This is a genomic window from Niastella sp. (assembly GCF_045805085.1).
Lineage (GTDB): Bacteria > Bacteroidota > Bacteroidia > Chitinophagales > Chitinophagaceae > Niastella.
The window spans coordinates 1-15,192 of record NZ_JBJMLX010000389.1; the positions used below are offsets into that span (position 1 = coordinate 1).

Sequence of the window (15,192 nt, forward strand, 5' to 3'; positions counted from 1 at the left end):
CGGCAATCAGCTTACCATCAGTTCTGCCAAACAATTTGAAGAAACAAAGAAGGAAGAGAGCTATACCCGCCGGGAATTCAGCTATCAGTCTTTCACCAGGACTTTTCAGCTTCCCAAGGACGTGGTAGACGCTGAAAGAATTATGGCTACTTACGAAAATGGTCTCTTAAATTTAACTATCCCTAAAAGGGAAGAGGCTAAGCAAAAAGGGCCAAAACAGATCTCAATTAATTAACACAAGCCCGCCCCCCTGGGCAGGTTTTTATTACAATTTATTGCTATGGAACCGAGATATGAAATTGTGGTAAATGTTCGTGTGCCTGAAGGATATGTTGACGCCGGCCGTTTCCCCCTCACTGGTGATCTCGACGCAGCGGTTGATCTTTTTGCGCAATTAAGTGGTGCAGACAACCCCACAAGTCCGGCTGCCATTCGCTTTGATCTGTTAGAAATAAGAGATGCACTGTCCACTGTGCTTAAAACCCGGTTTGCCATTCTCTGTGAAGCTGGTGATAATTGTAAATTGATATTACGCGAAACCTTTCGACTATTGACACTTAAACCAATAACGCCCTTTTAAAACGGCGCCGCACTTACTGCATTCCCGGCCGCATTGGCTGATTGGTGGCGAGATCGTATTTTTCGCCCTGTGAAAGAATGTGCACAATGATATTTTCTACCGAAATAGGCATTTGGTCGGTAATATCTATGAGGTTCGTGTACGTTATGTTCTTTCCATTTAAAATAGTGAGGATGCCTGAGCCAATTACTTCAATATTGTTTCCGGCTGAAATGATCATGCCCGTATCTTCGGCCAGTCCAAAACCAATGATACCGGGTTGTACGGCCACTGCCTGCGCCAGCCGGTTAAAGCGACCTCTTTTTTCAAAATGCGTATCTATGATCACATTGGAAATAAAATCGAACCCGGTGCTGAATTTTATTTCTCCTTTCAGATGCGCCCGGGTAGCGTTGCCATCATAGATCATGGTGCCACCCATGGCCATGGCGCCTGCACTGGTGCCGGCCACTACAATAGGCTCTTCCAGATACCGCCTTTTAATACAGGCCAGGAATTCAGTACCGCCCAATATGGAGGTGAGTCTTAACTGGTCGCCACCTGTAAAAATGATGCAATTACAGGCGCCTAACCTTTCCAGATGTTCTTCTGTATCTACCTGGTCGCGGTGGGTGATAAAAAGATGGCTCATATTATCACACCCCAATTTTCCAAATGCCTTGCAATAGGTTTCTTCCATTTTTTCAGGAAAGGAAGAAGCCGTGGTGATCAGTTCAATCTTGGGCGTACCCTGTTGTTTTTCCAGGAGTTTAACGATCTGTCGCAAAATACCCGTTTCAAAAAAATCGAACCGGGAGTTTTCCGTAGCGCTTTTTATGTAATCGATCCCTTTGTCTTCGGCCCCTCCAATAGGCACCAGAATTCCTTTTATATCAGCCATTCCTTACATATTAATATTGATCATAAACAACGATACTGTATGTATAACAGGCAAACCATGGCTTAGTTATTGAACGACTGCTTCAATAACTTTAAAAAAATTAGTTCCTATATGAATGAACAATTTGCCATAGCCATTCATGGCGGTGCCGGCACGCTTCATAGAGAACGCTTTTCACAAAGCGTAGTGCAACAATATGAAAAGGCGTTGCGGCAGGCCCTGCAGGCTGGTTTACACATCCTGCAAAATGGAGGCCGCAGCCTCGATGCGGTGGAAACGGCTGTTATGGAACTGGAAGATTGTCCATTTTTCAATGCAGGCCGGGGCGCCGTTTTCAATGCAGCTGGCGGACATACCCTCGATGCGGCCATCATGGATGGAAGCACACTGGCAGCCGGCGCAGTGGCTGCCCTCAGTGGTTTTAAAAGCCCCATACAAGTGGCCAGGGCTGTTATGGAACGAACGAGGTATGTTTTACTGAGCGGACAGGGCGCTGTTGAGTTTGCCCGGGAGCAGGGGATGGAGGAAGCAACGGCTGATTATTTTTATACCGACCTCCGCTACCACCAATGGAAGAAGAAACAGGAGAACGAGCGGGACCAGTCGGCTGATCTGAATTTTGGTACTGTAGGCGCCGTTGCGCTGGATAAAGAGGGCAACCTGGCGGCTGCTACCAGTACCGGCGGCCTTACCAATAAACAATATGGCAGGGTGGGTGATAGCCCTATTATTGGCTGCGGTACTTATGCCAACAACAATACCTGCGCCGTTTCCTGTACCGGCGATGGGGAACATTTTATCAGGGCCGTGGCAGCCTATGATATTTCCTGCCTCATTGAATATAAATTGCTTACTCTGCCTGAAGCATGTGCTTATTCCATACAACGGCTTGAAAAAATAAATGGCAGGGGCGGGCTGATAGCCATCGATCGCTGGGGTAACATACAAATGCCATACAATTCAGAAGGTATGTACAGGGCTTGCTGCAATGTCAATGGGGAGATCACTATCAGGATCTTTGAATAGCTGTAGAAATGTTTTCACCATTGAAACAGCGCTCCACATTGGCTTTCGTGACTTTTATGGTATAATAATTTATTGTTTCTTTTTAAACTTTAATATTACTATGAAAGTGATTGATATTAAAGCAACGGCGGGACCAAACTACTGGTCGGTGAGAAAACATAAGTTGATTGTGATGTTACTTGACCTGGAAGAGCTGGAAGAACAACCAACCAATTGTATTCCGGGATTTTACGAACGCCTTATAACATTACTGCCTTCTCTTGTAGAACATCGCTGTTCGGAAGGGATACGCGGCGGCTTTTTTAAACGGGTACAGGATGGCACCTGGATGGGGCATGTAATAGAACATATTGCGCTGGAATTACAATTCCTGGCAGGGATGCACACAGGTTTTGGGCGTACGCGCGGAGCGGGTAAAAAGGGGTTGTACCAGGTGGTGTTTGCTTATGAAGATGTAGAAGCTGGTAAATATGCAGCGCAGGCCGCCGTGCGGATAGCCGGGGCGCTCATCAAGGGAAGCCCTTATAATATCCAGGAAGACATTGATGCCATAGAATCCATAGCAGGAAAGAACCGGTTAGGCCCCAGCACCAATGCTATTGTGCAGGAGGCCATCAGGCGAAATATCCCGGTTATGCGGCTCAACGATGAGTCGTTCCTTCAGTTAGGTTATGGCGCCGCACAGCAAAGGATCCAGGCAACCATTGCCTCCACCACTGGTAATATTGCCGTAGACATTGCCTGCAATAAACAGGTTACTAAACAACTATTGCATAGCAACTATATACCGGTACCTGAGGGCCGGGTGATAAGTGAAGAAGAACAATTATTACCGGTCATCGATGAAATTGGCTATCCTGTTGTTTTAAAACCCCTGGATGGTTGTCAGGGTAATGGCATTACCACCAATATAAAAAATTACAAAGAGGCGCTTAGCGCATTCAGGCTGGCTAAACAAAACAGCCCGGAATTGATCTGTGAAAAATGCATTGCCGGCTCTGATTACCGGATTCTGGTTGTAGATTATAAGTATACGGCCGCTGCCTTGCGAACACCACCGGCTGTCACTGGCGATGGCAGGCATACCATTCGTGAACTGATAGACCGGATCAACGCAGATCCCAACAGAGGCAATGATCACGAAAAGGTGTTAACCCAAATAAAGATCGATGAGGTAACGCAGGGGTTAATAAGAAAAAAAGGGTATACGCCCGATAGTGTCCTCTCAGCAGGGTATAAGTTATTATTGAAAACAACCGCCAACCTCAGCACCGGCGGTACTGCCGAAGACGTTACCGAAGAGGTGCATCCTGATAATATAGCTTTGTTTGAACGTATAGCCCGGCTGGTGGGTTTGAATATTTGTGGGATTGATATTATGGCGGCTGATCTAAGTACGCCCATTACGCATAATGGCGGGGCTGTGCTGGAAGTGAATGCAGCGCCGGGACTGCGGATGCACCTGTCTCCTTCAAAAGGTAAACCCCGTCCGGTAGCAAAGGCCATCGTTGATATGCTGTTCCCGTCTCAAAAAAACGGACGCATCCCCATTATGGCCATCACCGGCACCAATGGTAAAACCACTACCACCAGGCTGCTGGCGCATATTACCAAACAGGCTGGCTATAAGGTGGGGTATACTACCACCGATGGCATCTACATCCAGGATCAAATGATTGTGAAAGGCGATTGTACCGGTCCGGAATCGACCAGGATCGTGTTAAAAGACCCCGGGGTGAACATGGCTGTGCTGGAGTGTGCACGGGGAGGAATTTTACGGGCTGGTCTCGGCTTCGACCAATGTGATGTGGCTATTGTTACCAATATTGCTGAAGATCATCTCGGGATGCAAGGCATCGATTCACTGGAAGATCTGGCAAGGGTAAAATTGGTAGTGCCCGAATCAGTTCATGCCGATGGATATGCCATCCTGAATGCAGATGATGAGTTAGTGCTTAAGATGAGTGAAAATCTTCATTGTAATGTGGCGTATTTTACTATGAATCCCGATAATATGCAGGTACAGCAACATATAAAAAATGGCGGTCTGGCAGCTGTATATGAAAACGGGTATCTTACCATCAGACAGGGACAAATGGTATACACCCTGGCAAAGGCAGCAGATATACCGATCACTTTTTCGGGAACCGCCGATTTCAATATTCAAAACATATTACCTGCAACATTGGCGGCCTTTATACAAAGGATCTATCCCGGCCGTATTGCCGAAGCATTAAAGACCTTTATTCCATGCCCTGAAACCATTCCGGGAAGAATGAATGTATTTGATTTTAATTCGTTCAGAATAATAGTTGACTATGCGCATAATCCGCATGGAGTAAAAGCGATCGCTTCCTTTATCAAATCAATGCCCGCTTCAATAAAAGTAGGGGTGATAACAGGGGTGGGGGACCGCCGTGATGAAGACATCAGGTCATTGGGAATGGAAGCTGCTGCCATATTTGACGAACTTATTATCCGGCATGATGATGATCTGCGGGGCAGAACCCAGTCCGACATAGATCGGTTGATCTGTGATGGCATCCGGCAAATTGCACCTGCGAAAAAGATCACCATTATTTCGAATGAATTAAAGGCAGTGGAAGCAGTTATTAAAAATGCAACCGAAAATTCAGTGATTGTTTTCTTTGCGGATAATATAAAAGCAGTGGTTGAACATATCCGCAGCTTTATGATCCCTGAAATGGCAAAAACTGAAAAAGCCGTAGCTTAAATTGTAATGCTATATACAAAAGAAAGGGAGCTGGAATAAAATATCCGGCTCCCTTTTTAGCTGCTATGGACCCTGAGAAAGTTATTTATGCGGGGGATTGATTTGCGGGATAATGTATTTATCGCCCCGGGCCAGTAAATGCACGGTTAAATTGCGGATAGAGACGGCCTGTACTTCGGCAAAATTGGTAAAATTCGTATCGCTGATATTGCTTCCCTCCATAACAATCACTGTGCCGCTGCCTATTATTTCCGCCTCCAGCCCATTACGTACTACAATGGCGGTGTCTTCTTCTATCCCAAATCCAATGCAGGAAGGATTGGAAACAATTACCTGCGCCATACGTACAAACCGGCCACGGTGTACAAAATGCGTATCTATGCAGGCGTCTTTCAAAAATTCAAGACCGGTGGTGACCTTTATTTCACCGCAGATCTGCTCCTCATCCTTATTCCCTGCATAGATCATGGGAGTAGAAAGGGCCATAGCCCCTGCACTGGTGCCGCCAATAACAATGGGGGAACTGATATATTTACTCTTTAATTCCGTAAGCAGGTGGGTGCCTCCATATATCGTGGTCAGTTTTAACTGGTCCCCACCCGAAAAGAAAAAAGCATCAGCCTGGTCAATGCGTTCTATCAGCTGATCGTTTAATGCCTCTTCCCGTCTGTTATGGTGAATATGCCTAACTTCTGTTATGTCCAGTTGTTTAAAAAGCTTACGGTATTCTTTGAATGACTCTTCCCCTTCGGAACTGGCAGAAGTAATTATTTCAATGACAGGTTTTTTCTTTTTAATATAGCCTGTGAAATCTTTCAGTATTTCAAGTTCAATAACATTTTGTGACTGCCCATCCTTGCCTGGTTGCTCGCCTTTATTTTCTTTTCCGCCAATAATAACCAAAATTCCAGCGGGCGTGGGACATTCTGATTTCTTTGCATTTACGTGTTCTGCCATAGTTGTTTTTATTTAATACCGCTTATTAACCTGAGAAAAAAATTTATGCCATGTAAGATATGCTTGCAGCATTCATGCAAGGAAACCGGAATAGGATCGGGTGGTTTAACAATTGCAATAAGTAATATGGTATGCATTAACTAACTTATATGGCTATGCAAGCAGTTGTTCAAAAATTGCAGGATCTCCTGGAGTCGAATAGCGGGCTGAAGAACGCAGTGAATGTCTCATTACAGCAGGCTAACGAGCCAGGAATGATTAATTTGGCGGAGTTTTATCAATACCTCGACAATATACTAACGCATATCCCAACAGAGGAAGCATTGATGCCTTCTGTACGGAAGTTCTATTTTGTTCTTGATAGATCACCAGATGATCTTTTAAAAAAAGATGCTGACTTTAATGCCTGGATCAATGAGTTTATCCAGGCCAGGGGTAGCTTTCTGGATACTATTGAATCAACAGCAACGCTTGACAGTTTTATCAATAATCCCGACTATAAAATTGATGACTATATAAAAGGGCCAAGTGGCTGGTTATCCTATAACCAGTTTCTGGCCCGGCAGTTAAAGCCCGGAAAAAGACCTGTAGCAGAAAGATGCAATGACAGCATTATTGTTTCACCTGCCGACAGCACTTTTATGGGTACGTGGAAAATTACCAGGGATTCAACCATAACAGTGAAAGGCAGTACCTATTCTATTCAGACGCTGCTCGATGGGAGCGCCTATAAAGATTCATTTAAGGAAGGCGTATTTACGCACAGCTTTTTAGCCATAACTGATTATCATCGATATCATGTACCTGTAAGCGGTATAATAAAAGAAGTTAAAAAAGTACCGGCCACCACCTGGATAACAGAAACAAAAAAACCGGATGGTTCTTTGGAAAATACGGATGATGTTGGTTTTCAGTTTACGCACACCCGCGCACATATAATCATTGAATCACCCATAGGGTTTATAGCGGTAATACCTGTTGGCATGGGCCATATTTCGTCGGCTGTCATTACTGCAGAGGAAGAAGCAAAACTGGTGAAAGGCGATGAATTTGGTTATTTTGCCTTTGGTGGTTCAGATATTATCATGTTATTTGAAAAACCGGTAGTGTTTAGTGCAAAAACAGGTACTCATTATAAGCAGGGCGAGCAAATTGGCACACTTTAAAAGTGGCTGATATGTGAATCATATTACCCATTTTAACAGACCGGGTGTAAGAGTTAATTTATAAATCTATAACTATCATATCATTAATTTTCTGTTAGGCTGGCCTGTTTTTTACAGTAATAAAGCATGATTTACATTGAATTAACCGAACGTCTAAAATATTCATCGCCTCAGGAAAAAAGAAAATACATCACCAGCGATGAAACCTGGGCTTTTACAGAACAACCCAGAACTGACTTGTCAGGCAAGGATAAAAGTTCCATTCCGCCTCATGATCTTTTCAATTTATTTACTGCAGAAATAATCCGGGCAAAAACTGTTTTTATCAGATAGCTGATAATGGTTCTTACCATTGTTGAAAGATCAACCCAAAGCTTTCTTCAGAAATAATGTCCTTCCATTGCATTATTAATTCCTTATACGCCTGACCCACTGGCATAATTTCCCGGTTCAGATCATACAAACCCAATTCATTTATATTTCCTGCATCATTGCGGAGGGCAGAGTCCCAGTCAACCTGGTGCAATAAACTATACCAGGTAAAACCTATAACAGGAACCCCATCGTGTTTCAATCTGTGTAAGTTGGCCCATTGTTTTGTTAACCACTCCTTACAGGCCGGCATTCTGATATTGGTTTCAGTATGCATGATGGGCAGTTTGTACCTGCGATAGTATTGTTGAGTAATTACGTAATACCCAAAAATTTCACCGGCAGCCTGTGTGCTGCCATCAGGATGAACGAGGTGTTCGTTGGTAACATAGTAATCGTTACCCATCACACAACGTGCTTTTACCTGGTTTTCAATAAACCAGTTATATTCTTTTTTCGTCATACCGTTTTGCAGCAAAAACTCGTACATGGTAACATTTAAGGGATAACCATAGGTGAGATCAAGTGACAAAAACCTTTTCTGGTTCAGGAAGCGGGCCAAAGGAGCCGCTTTGGGGTCTTGCGCATGAAAATATTCAGATGATTCGCTTTGGATAAAAGTAGCATCAGGTTGAACCTGTAAAATAGCATGCATGGCAAGCACATTGGCCTTGCATAAATGTTTTAAAGCGGTAACAAATGCCTTATCCGATTTCAGGCATTCATTCCACCATCCATATTGACCCGAGAACATAGCAGCAATAAATATTTCATTGATGGGTGTATACAACTGAAGTTCTGGAAATCGCACTGCAAATGCCCGTGCATATTCTGCAAAGAAAAAAGGGAATTCAGGATTTTGAAAATTGCCCAGCCAGTCGGGCACTCCAAAATGACACAGATCAACAATGGGAGTGATACCCAACACTTTTAATTTATTAAAGGTGGCATCTGCAAACGCCCAATCAAACTGACCAGGCGCTGTATGCGTACTGAAGTAGGGAGGCCCATACCGTAAAAACTCAATTCCCAGGTCTGTCAATAAACTAAAATCTTTTTCCCAGTGCGCATAATGCCCGGTTTTAGCCATTTCATCTACCCGCTTTGTTTTTCCATTTGGTAACGGAATAGTTGGATAACTATTCTCGATGCCTGTTGCAAACATGAATTTATTTCCTGACATATCATTTATTGAAATGGTTTGTGAAACGGATCTGTATTAAATTGAACGGCTATTATAATGCCACCAGCCTTTTTGCTCAAACAACGGATGATTACAATGACCCTCGTTGGTCAAAGAACGTATAATAGCTGCTGTTAGCCTGGGCCGTAATACGTTATCACTTATATCAAAAACACCGCATTCATACACCTGCTCATGCTTTGTTAACAGGCTCACCCAGTCATAAGCTCCCAGCAACGACCATGCCGTTACTGCTTTGAGGTCCACTCCGCGTTCCTTTACCATACAACAGCTGTCCCAGATCTCCTTAAACCACCGGCCCTGTTCTATCTCATCACAATGTAAATGCACCTCTGTTATGGCTACTGGCAAATGGAACCTGTCCCAGGCTTCGAGCAAGAGCTTTTTTATGCCGGCAGACTTTGCTACCCGTACTGCTTCTACATCTGCATATTCATGAATGCCATTTCCACCGTGCGTATGCACAGGATAAGCATCCAGGTCTTCATCCAGGTATCGTTCAGAGGTAACATAATAATTTACTCCCATGATATCAGGTACGCAAGGGTGCTCAGTAAAAAAGAATAATTGGGATTCTTTAATACCCAGTGATAAAAAATAACCCCATAACGGATGATCACGGGTTACTTTTCCACATAGCAGATCATAGGTTAACCACCGGCGTTCATTTTCGAAACCGGCCTGATAACTTAACAGTTCTGTGCTGTGTATTTTTGTAAGGTCTTCTGTTTGCACCAGTTTGGCAGCCGGGTTTATGCGCCTGATGGCTTGCATGGCCAACACTGTTGCCTTTACCTGGTTCAACAACATTACGGCAAAGCTGTACGCATCTGTAAGGTGCGGATACCAGTATCCATACAATCCGCTAAACCGGGCAGTTGTAAGCGGTTCGTTTACCGGCGTAAAATATTCAAGCCAGGGAAAACGGCTGGCCACCTGTTGCGCATATTCGGCCAGTCCACCTGCAAAATTATCGTTCAATAAATTCGTATAGGCAGGACCGCTTCCATGATGAATGAGGCCAACAATGGGCGTTATATTATTCCTGTCAATCTTTTGTAATTGCTGCGCTGTCCATGACCAGTCAATTACCTGGCTACGCACAGGCTGATGACGTTCCCATAGAACAGGATATCGTAATGCACGGATGCCCAGTTCCGCAATACGGTCAATATCATCGTCTCTTGTATAATGCCCGCAATAATGCAACTGATCGCGAAAAGTATTTCCTATCCGGTTAATAGTGCATTCAATACCGCCCCAGATTTCAGGATTCATAAGTAGGCAATTTCTGTCCATTAATAGGTCGTTCATTTTTTGTATCGCCACTTAATTTTTTGTAAAGCGTCAATGATTGCGCTACTACCTGGTCCATATTGTAATATTTATAAGTGGCCAGCCTGCCCGTAAAAAATACGTTTGGCAGGGCACCGGCCAGTAAGTGGTATTTTTTATACAATTCTGCATTTTCGGGCCGGGGCACGGGATAATAGGGATCTCCTTCTGCCTTCGGATATTCAAATACAACAGTCGTTTTAGGATGTTTTTGACCAGTCAGATACTTAAACTCGGTTACTCTTGTGTATGGATGTTCGTTAGGATAATTTACCGTGCCTGTAGGTTGATAGCGCTCCATTTCCAATGTTTCAAACCTGAACTCAATGGAACGATAAGGCAGCTTACCATAGCAATAATCAAAAAAATAATCAACCGGGCCTGTATAGATCATTTTCTTATAAGGAATTTCTCCTTCAATGTCTTTGTAATCGGTGCCAAGCATCACCTTTATATTGGGGTGTGACAGCATATTCTCGAATAACCGGGTATACCCATGCAACGGCATAGATTGAAATTTATCGGTAAAGTACCGGTTATCACAATTATTACGGGTTGGAATACGGGCTGCTACGGAAGCATCCAGTTCCGAAGGGTCCAAACCCCATTGTTTGCGGGTATATTCCTTAAAGAATTTTTCATACAACTCTTTTCCTACTTTACTAATTACAACATCTTCGGATGTTATGATCCGGTCTTTTTTTTCTGCCCTTGATGCCAGGAAGGTTTCCACTTCGGGCGAAGACAAATGCATTCCGTATAATTGATTGATCGTATTCAGGTTTATCGGAATAGGCACCAGCATACCATCTACACTTGCCAGTACCCGGTGTTCGTATGGCCGCCAGGCAGTGAACCTGGATAGGTAATCATATACTTCCCTTGAATTCGTATGAAAGATATGCGGACCATATTTATGTGCCAATATGCCGTCATCATTATAATAATCATAGGTATTTCCCCCAATATGATGCCTGCTTTCTACAACCAGCACTTTTTTGTTACTACAGGAGGCTAACCTTTCTGCTATTACCGCTCCTGCAAATCCTGCTCCTACAATTAAATAATCAAACATAATTATGTGCTTTTGAATTAGCTTTCTGTTTATTTTCTATCGCCCTTTCAATGAGTGCTTCCATATTTTGCCAGGTCTCATCCCAGGAAATACCAGATAAGAACCTGTCTACATTTGTAAGCCAATTATCATATCCGGCTTTTGTTAAAATAGCTTCTGCGGCTGCTATAAACAATGCAGGCGTAGCAGCTATATGCACCAATCCATTTTCTTCATAGGGCGTAATAACGTCTTTGATCGGGGTTGAAATAACCGGTTTTCCACCTGCCAGGTACTCTGGTGTTTTAGTCGGGCTAATGTATCTGGTTGATTCATTTAATGCAAAAGGCATCATGGCTATATCCCAGCCGGCCAGGTAACTGGGAAGCTCTTTGTATTGTTTACTCCCCAGATAATGAATGTTATTTTTCCGTGGAAGTTCCGCCTCATCGATCTTTACCACCGGACCCACCAGGATAAAATGCCAGTCGGGTCGCAAAGCCGCCAGTTCTTTCAGCAGGTCAATATCCAGCCGTTCATCCAGTACTCCATAATAACCTATTCGTGGATGCGGTATCGTTGCCTGATCAACAGGTTCTGGCAATGGAGAACGGGCCCTGTTGAAATGTGCTTTATCAATACTGCTGGGAAACAGGTATATATTATTGTGCAGATGCTTTTTTGCTTCATAAAGAGATTGGCCGCCGGTAAAAACCACATCGGCTTTTTGCAATAATTTTTGTTCACGCAGAACAAGCAGGGGAGGTGCAAATTTAAAAGCAGAAAGCTCATCCATGCAATCATAAATTATAAGTTCCGCATCAAGGTGATCGGTCCAGCCCAAGGCCATCGGAGAATAATACCATAGCATATTTTTATTTATATGCATTGACTTCAACATATTATCAAGCAAATGTTGCTGCGCAGCCATCACCTCCTCCTCTTTCATCCCGGGCTTTAAATGGGGCACTACTATACAAACCGTATTTGTTTCATCTATAGTAATTTCCATATGATTATCAGTTGCATCGAAAATTGGTTCTTCAATAAAGAACACCCGGCGGTTTCTGGCAAACCGGCTCAATAAATGTTGGGGACGTTGAAAAACGAAATTCCACCTGAGGTGACAGAAACATATAATATCAATGTTTACCATAACACTAACATGTTATAACATGAATTTTAATAGCCAGATGGCCAATTATTTAATGCACTTTATGTATGTAGTTTTCTAATGGAGAGCGGAGATTAAAACCAGATTAATTATTGAAGATGTCTGGGGAGGATTATGTTATAATAACTAAAAAATCATACCACGCTTATGGCATGGTGTGGAACCCTCAGCGTGCAGGAGGTTTGAAATTCTTAACCATTGATTTGATAATCTTTACCACCGGGAAGGCATTCCTAAATAACTTTGTGGCAGGTATCAAATCAGCGATAAGAGTAAACTTTTTTTATTATGTCAAACATTAAAGACAAAGTCGTCATTATAACAGGAGCTTCTTCAGGTATAGGAGAAGCTACAGCCAGGCTGTTAGCACAAAAAGGAGCAAAAGTTGTATTGGGCGCAAGACGGGAAGACCGGCTGGCAAAATTGGTTGAAGCCATCAAAGCAAATGGCGGTGATGCCGTTTCCCGGGTTACAGATGTGGTTAATCCGGAGGATAGTAAACAACTTGTTCAACTGGCTAAAGACAGTTTCGGCGGTGTAGATGTAATTTTCCTGAACGCCGGACTAATGCCCAGTTCGCCACTTTCTGCATTGAAAACTGATGAATGGAACCAGATGATCGATGTGAATATTAAAGGAGTTTTGAATGGTATTGCCGCCGTGTTACCGGTTTTCACCGCACAAAAGTCTGGACATATCATTACTACTTCATCTGTAGCCGGGTTAAAAGCTTATCCAAACGGTGCGGTGTATGGCGCCACCAAGTGGGCAGTTCGTGATTTAATGGAAGTGCTGCGGATGGAATCTGCGCTGGAGGGCACTAACATCCGTACAGCAACTATCTATCCGGCCGCAATTAACACAGAATTGTTACATACGATCACTGATAAGAATGCTGCACAAGGTATGACCGAGTTGTACAGAAAATATGGCATTACACCTGATCGGATTGCTAACGTTGTTGCTTTCGCCATTGAACAACCTGAAGATACCAACGTAAATGAGTTTACCATTGGACCAACAAGTCAACCCTGGTAAAAAAATGGCCCCCCACTAACCTTCCCCATTGGGGGAAGCAAGTAGGGGGCTTCTTTTAGTTATTATTAAAAATGAAGTTGATGTAATCCCAGCACTTCACCTGTGTATTCACGAACATGCTGCGTGAGGGCTTCATCCTTGCCCAATGGCTTGCCATAAGAAGGGATCATTTCTTTGAGCTTTTTTTGCCATTCAGTACTGTTGGCCTGTTCAGGGAAGCATTTGCGTACCAGGTCTATCATTATCGAAACCGCCGTCGATGCGCCTGGTGATGCGCCAAGCAGGGCAGCGATACTTCCATCGGCTGCACTTACAACTTCAGTCCCAAACTCCAGGATGCCGCCTTCTTCCTCATGCTTCTTGATCACCTGCACCCGGTAACCGGCTACGGCGAGTTCCCAGTCTTCCTTACGCGCATTTGGATAATATTCCCGCAATGCCTCCAGGCGTGCTTCAGGTGTTAATCGTACCTGGTCAATCAGGTATTTTGTCAGGGGTAGATTGCGCACGCCGGCAAAGATCATTGCCTTGATATTACTGAATTTGATAGATTTAATAAGATCAAGCCATGAACCACTCTTCAAAAATTTGGTGGTAAACCCGGCATAAGGGCCGAACAATAATTCCCTTTTTCCTTTTATCCACCGGGTGTCCAGGTGAGGAACAGACATAGGAGGGGAGCCTACTGCTGCTGCTCCATACACTTTAGCGGCATGCTGCTCAATAACGTCCTCATTGGTGCAACGTAGCCATTGTCCGCTTACAGGAAATCCGCCAAAACCTTTTGACTCCGGTATTTTTGATTTTAATAATAAAGGAAGGGACCCGCCGCCCGCACCGATAAATACAAATGGCGCAATTAAAGTGTGCAGGTCGTTATTTTCTTCATGCAGCACTTTCACATTCCATTTATTATTTTTCTTTTTCAGGTTGGTAACGCCATGTTTAAAATGAAGGTTCACATTTTCCATTGAACCAAGGGCCGCAAAAAGATTTCTTGTCAGCGTACCAAAATTTACGTCTGTACCAAGATCCATTTTGGTAGCAGCCACCTGCTCATCACTTTTTCTTCCTTCCATCACCAGCGGTACCCATTCCCTGATGAGGTTATGATCTTCCGAATATTGCATGCCTTCGAACAGGTGACAGGTCTGCATTGTTTCATAACGCTTGCGCAGGTAGCTGACATTCTTTTCTCCCCATACAAAGCTCATGTGGGGGATAGGTTTAATAAATGAATCAGGCAACTCTATCACCTGGTTGGCTACCAGGTAAGCCCAGAATTGCTTTGAAACCTCGAAAGATTCCGCAATTTTTATGGCCTTCGAAATGTCGATCGTGCCATCTTCTTTTTCAGGGGTGTAATTTAATTCGCAAAATGCGGAGTGGCCTGTACCGGCATTATTCCATGCATCGGAACTTTCAGCAGCTGCACTGTCCAGCCGTTCTACAATTTCAATTCTTATAGAAGGATTCAACTGTTTGAGTAACATTGCCAGCGTTGCGCTCATTATTCCGGCACCTATCAGGATTACATCAGTTTCTTTCGTTGTTCTGTTTGCCATTATTACTATTTATAAAATAATGGGCCAGCAATCGCCGCAAAGTTAACGAACAACTTTGAATTTCATTGTATTGTTGGTTAGACATTTAATCAATATGATACAATTTT

At 43.6% G+C, this 15,192-nt stretch carries 13 protein-coding genes; 6 read left to right on the top strand and 7 right to left on the bottom strand.

The genetic code is table 11. The features are described from left to right. Both ACJ751_RS20150 and ACJ751_RS20155 read left to right on the top strand, forming a co-directional pair. Positions 1 to 235 (top strand): Hsp20/alpha crystallin family protein (locus ACJ751_RS20150; protein ID WP_407747319.1); only part of this gene is annotated, 235 nt, incomplete at its 5' end. Positions 236 to 280: 45 nt separating this feature from the next. Then, positions 281 to 580: a hypothetical protein gene (locus ACJ751_RS20155; protein WP_407747320.1), complete on the top strand. Its 300-nt coding sequence runs from the start codon at positions 281 to 283 to the stop codon at positions 578 to 580. 13 nt (positions 581 to 593) lie between these two features. On the opposite strand, the gene ACJ751_RS20160 is transcribed toward ACJ751_RS20155, so the two are convergent. Then, entirely contained in the window at positions 594 to 1,460 is an 867-nt protein-coding gene (locus ACJ751_RS20160; RefSeq protein WP_407747321.1) for a cyanophycinase, read from the bottom strand. 111 nt (positions 1,461 to 1,571) lie between these two features. Here ACJ751_RS20160 and ACJ751_RS20165 point away from each other — a divergent pair, with 111 nt between their 5' ends. Further along, positions 1,572 to 2,486 carry an isoaspartyl peptidase/L-asparaginase family protein gene (locus tag ACJ751_RS20165; RefSeq protein WP_407747322.1) on the top strand — a complete coding sequence of 305 codons (915 nt, stop codon included), beginning with the start codon at positions 1,572 to 1,574 and terminating at the stop codon, positions 2,484 to 2,486. Between the two features lie 100 nt (positions 2,487 to 2,586). Then, complete coding sequence (gene cphA / locus ACJ751_RS20170) at positions 2,587 to 5,220, top strand: cyanophycin synthetase (protein ID WP_407747323.1); 2,634 nt, start codon at positions 2,587 to 2,589, stop codon at positions 5,218 to 5,220. An 81-nt stretch (positions 5,221 to 5,301) separates the two neighbouring features. Here cphA and ACJ751_RS20175 read toward each other — a convergent pair whose 3' ends face one another. Next, positions 5,302 to 6,177: a cyanophycinase gene (locus ACJ751_RS20175; protein ID WP_407747324.1), complete on the bottom strand. Its 876-nt coding sequence runs from the start codon at positions 6,175 to 6,177 to the stop codon at positions 5,302 to 5,304. 155 nt (positions 6,178 to 6,332) lie between these two features. On the opposite strand from ACJ751_RS20175, the gene ACJ751_RS20180 reads away from it, so the two are divergent. Beyond that, on the top strand, positions 6,333 to 7,343 hold the full coding sequence (locus tag ACJ751_RS20180; RefSeq protein ID WP_407747325.1) for a phosphatidylserine decarboxylase: 1,011 nt from the start codon (positions 6,333 to 6,335) through the stop codon (positions 7,341 to 7,343). 346 nt (positions 7,344 to 7,689) lie between these two features. Here ACJ751_RS20180 and ACJ751_RS20185 read toward each other — a convergent pair whose 3' ends face one another. From ACJ751_RS20185 to ACJ751_RS20200, 4 genes are read right to left on the bottom strand one after another with little or no spacing between them, the layout of a single operon-like run. Next, entirely contained in the window at positions 7,690 to 8,898 is a 1,209-nt protein-coding gene (locus ACJ751_RS20185) for a family 1 glycosylhydrolase (protein ID WP_407747326.1), read from the bottom strand. A gap of 36 nt (positions 8,899 to 8,934) precedes the next feature. After that, positions 8,935 to 10,197, bottom strand: a complete 1,263-nt coding sequence (locus ACJ751_RS20190) for a family 1 glycosylhydrolase (RefSeq protein ID WP_407747327.1) — start codon at positions 10,195 to 10,197, stop codon at positions 8,935 to 8,937. Beyond that, positions 10,187 to 11,329, bottom strand: a complete 1,143-nt coding sequence (gene glf / locus ACJ751_RS20195; RefSeq protein ID WP_407747328.1) for a UDP-galactopyranose mutase — start codon at positions 11,327 to 11,329, stop codon at positions 10,187 to 10,189. The genes ACJ751_RS20190 and glf overlap by 11 nt, the downstream gene beginning before the upstream one ends. Beyond that, positions 11,322 to 12,320, bottom strand: a complete 999-nt coding sequence (locus tag ACJ751_RS20200; protein ID WP_407747329.1) for a glycosyltransferase — start codon at positions 12,318 to 12,320, stop codon at positions 11,322 to 11,324. Before ACJ751_RS20200 ends, glf begins: the two co-directional genes overlap by 8 nt. Positions 12,321 to 12,770: 450 nt before the next feature. Here ACJ751_RS20200 and ACJ751_RS20205 point away from each other — a divergent pair, with 450 nt between their 5' ends. Continuing rightward, a complete protein-coding gene (locus ACJ751_RS20205) occupies positions 12,771 to 13,520 on the top strand; it encodes an SDR family oxidoreductase (RefSeq protein ID WP_407747330.1) in 750 nt (249 codons plus the stop codon). A gap of 65 nt (positions 13,521 to 13,585) precedes the next feature. Here the strand turns inward: ACJ751_RS20205 and ACJ751_RS20210 are convergent, their stop codons facing one another. Beyond that, a complete protein-coding gene (locus tag ACJ751_RS20210; RefSeq protein WP_407747331.1) occupies positions 13,586 to 15,085 on the bottom strand; it encodes a malate:quinone oxidoreductase in 1,500 nt (499 codons plus the stop codon). Positions 15,086 to 15,192 lie beyond the last annotated feature (107 nt).

What these genes read in the sequence shown, in the direction of transcription:
- ACJ751_RS20155 (WP_407747320.1), top strand. Translation starts at nt 281, where the DNA reads ATGGAACCGAGATATGAAATTGTGGTAAATGTTCGTGTGCCTGAAGGA.
- ACJ751_RS20160 (WP_407747321.1), bottom strand. Translation starts at nt 1,460, where the DNA reads ATGGCTGATATAAAAGGAATTCTGGTGCCTATTGGAGGGGCCGAAGAC.
- ACJ751_RS20165 (WP_407747322.1), top strand. Translation starts at nt 1,572, where the DNA reads ATGAATGAACAATTTGCCATAGCCATTCATGGCGGTGCCGGCACGCTT.
- cphA (WP_407747323.1), top strand. Translation starts at nt 2,587, where the DNA reads ATGAAAGTGATTGATATTAAAGCAACGGCGGGACCAAACTACTGGTCG.
- ACJ751_RS20175 (WP_407747324.1), bottom strand. Translation starts at nt 6,177, where the DNA reads ATGGCAGAACACGTAAATGCAAAGAAATCAGAATGTCCCACGCCCGCT.
- ACJ751_RS20180 (WP_407747325.1), top strand. Translation starts at nt 6,333, where the DNA reads ATGCAAGCAGTTGTTCAAAAATTGCAGGATCTCCTGGAGTCGAATAGC.
- ACJ751_RS20185 (WP_407747326.1), bottom strand. Translation starts at nt 8,898, where the DNA reads ATGTCAGGAAATAAATTCATGTTTGCAACAGGCATCGAGAATAGTTAT.
- ACJ751_RS20190 (WP_407747327.1), bottom strand. Translation starts at nt 10,197, where the DNA reads ATGAATCCTGAAATCTGGGGCGGTATTGAATGCACTATTAACCGGATA.
- glf (WP_407747328.1), bottom strand. Translation starts at nt 11,329, where the DNA reads ATGTTTGATTATTTAATTGTAGGAGCAGGATTTGCAGGAGCGGTAATA.
- ACJ751_RS20200 (WP_407747329.1), bottom strand. Translation starts at nt 12,320, where the DNA reads ATGGAAATTACTATAGATGAAACAAATACGGTTTGTATAGTAGTGCCC.
- ACJ751_RS20205 (WP_407747330.1), top strand. Translation starts at nt 12,771, where the DNA reads ATGTCAAACATTAAAGACAAAGTCGTCATTATAACAGGAGCTTCTTCA.
- ACJ751_RS20210 (WP_407747331.1), bottom strand. Translation starts at nt 15,085, where the DNA reads ATGGCAAACAGAACAACGAAAGAAACTGATGTAATCCTGATAGGTGCC.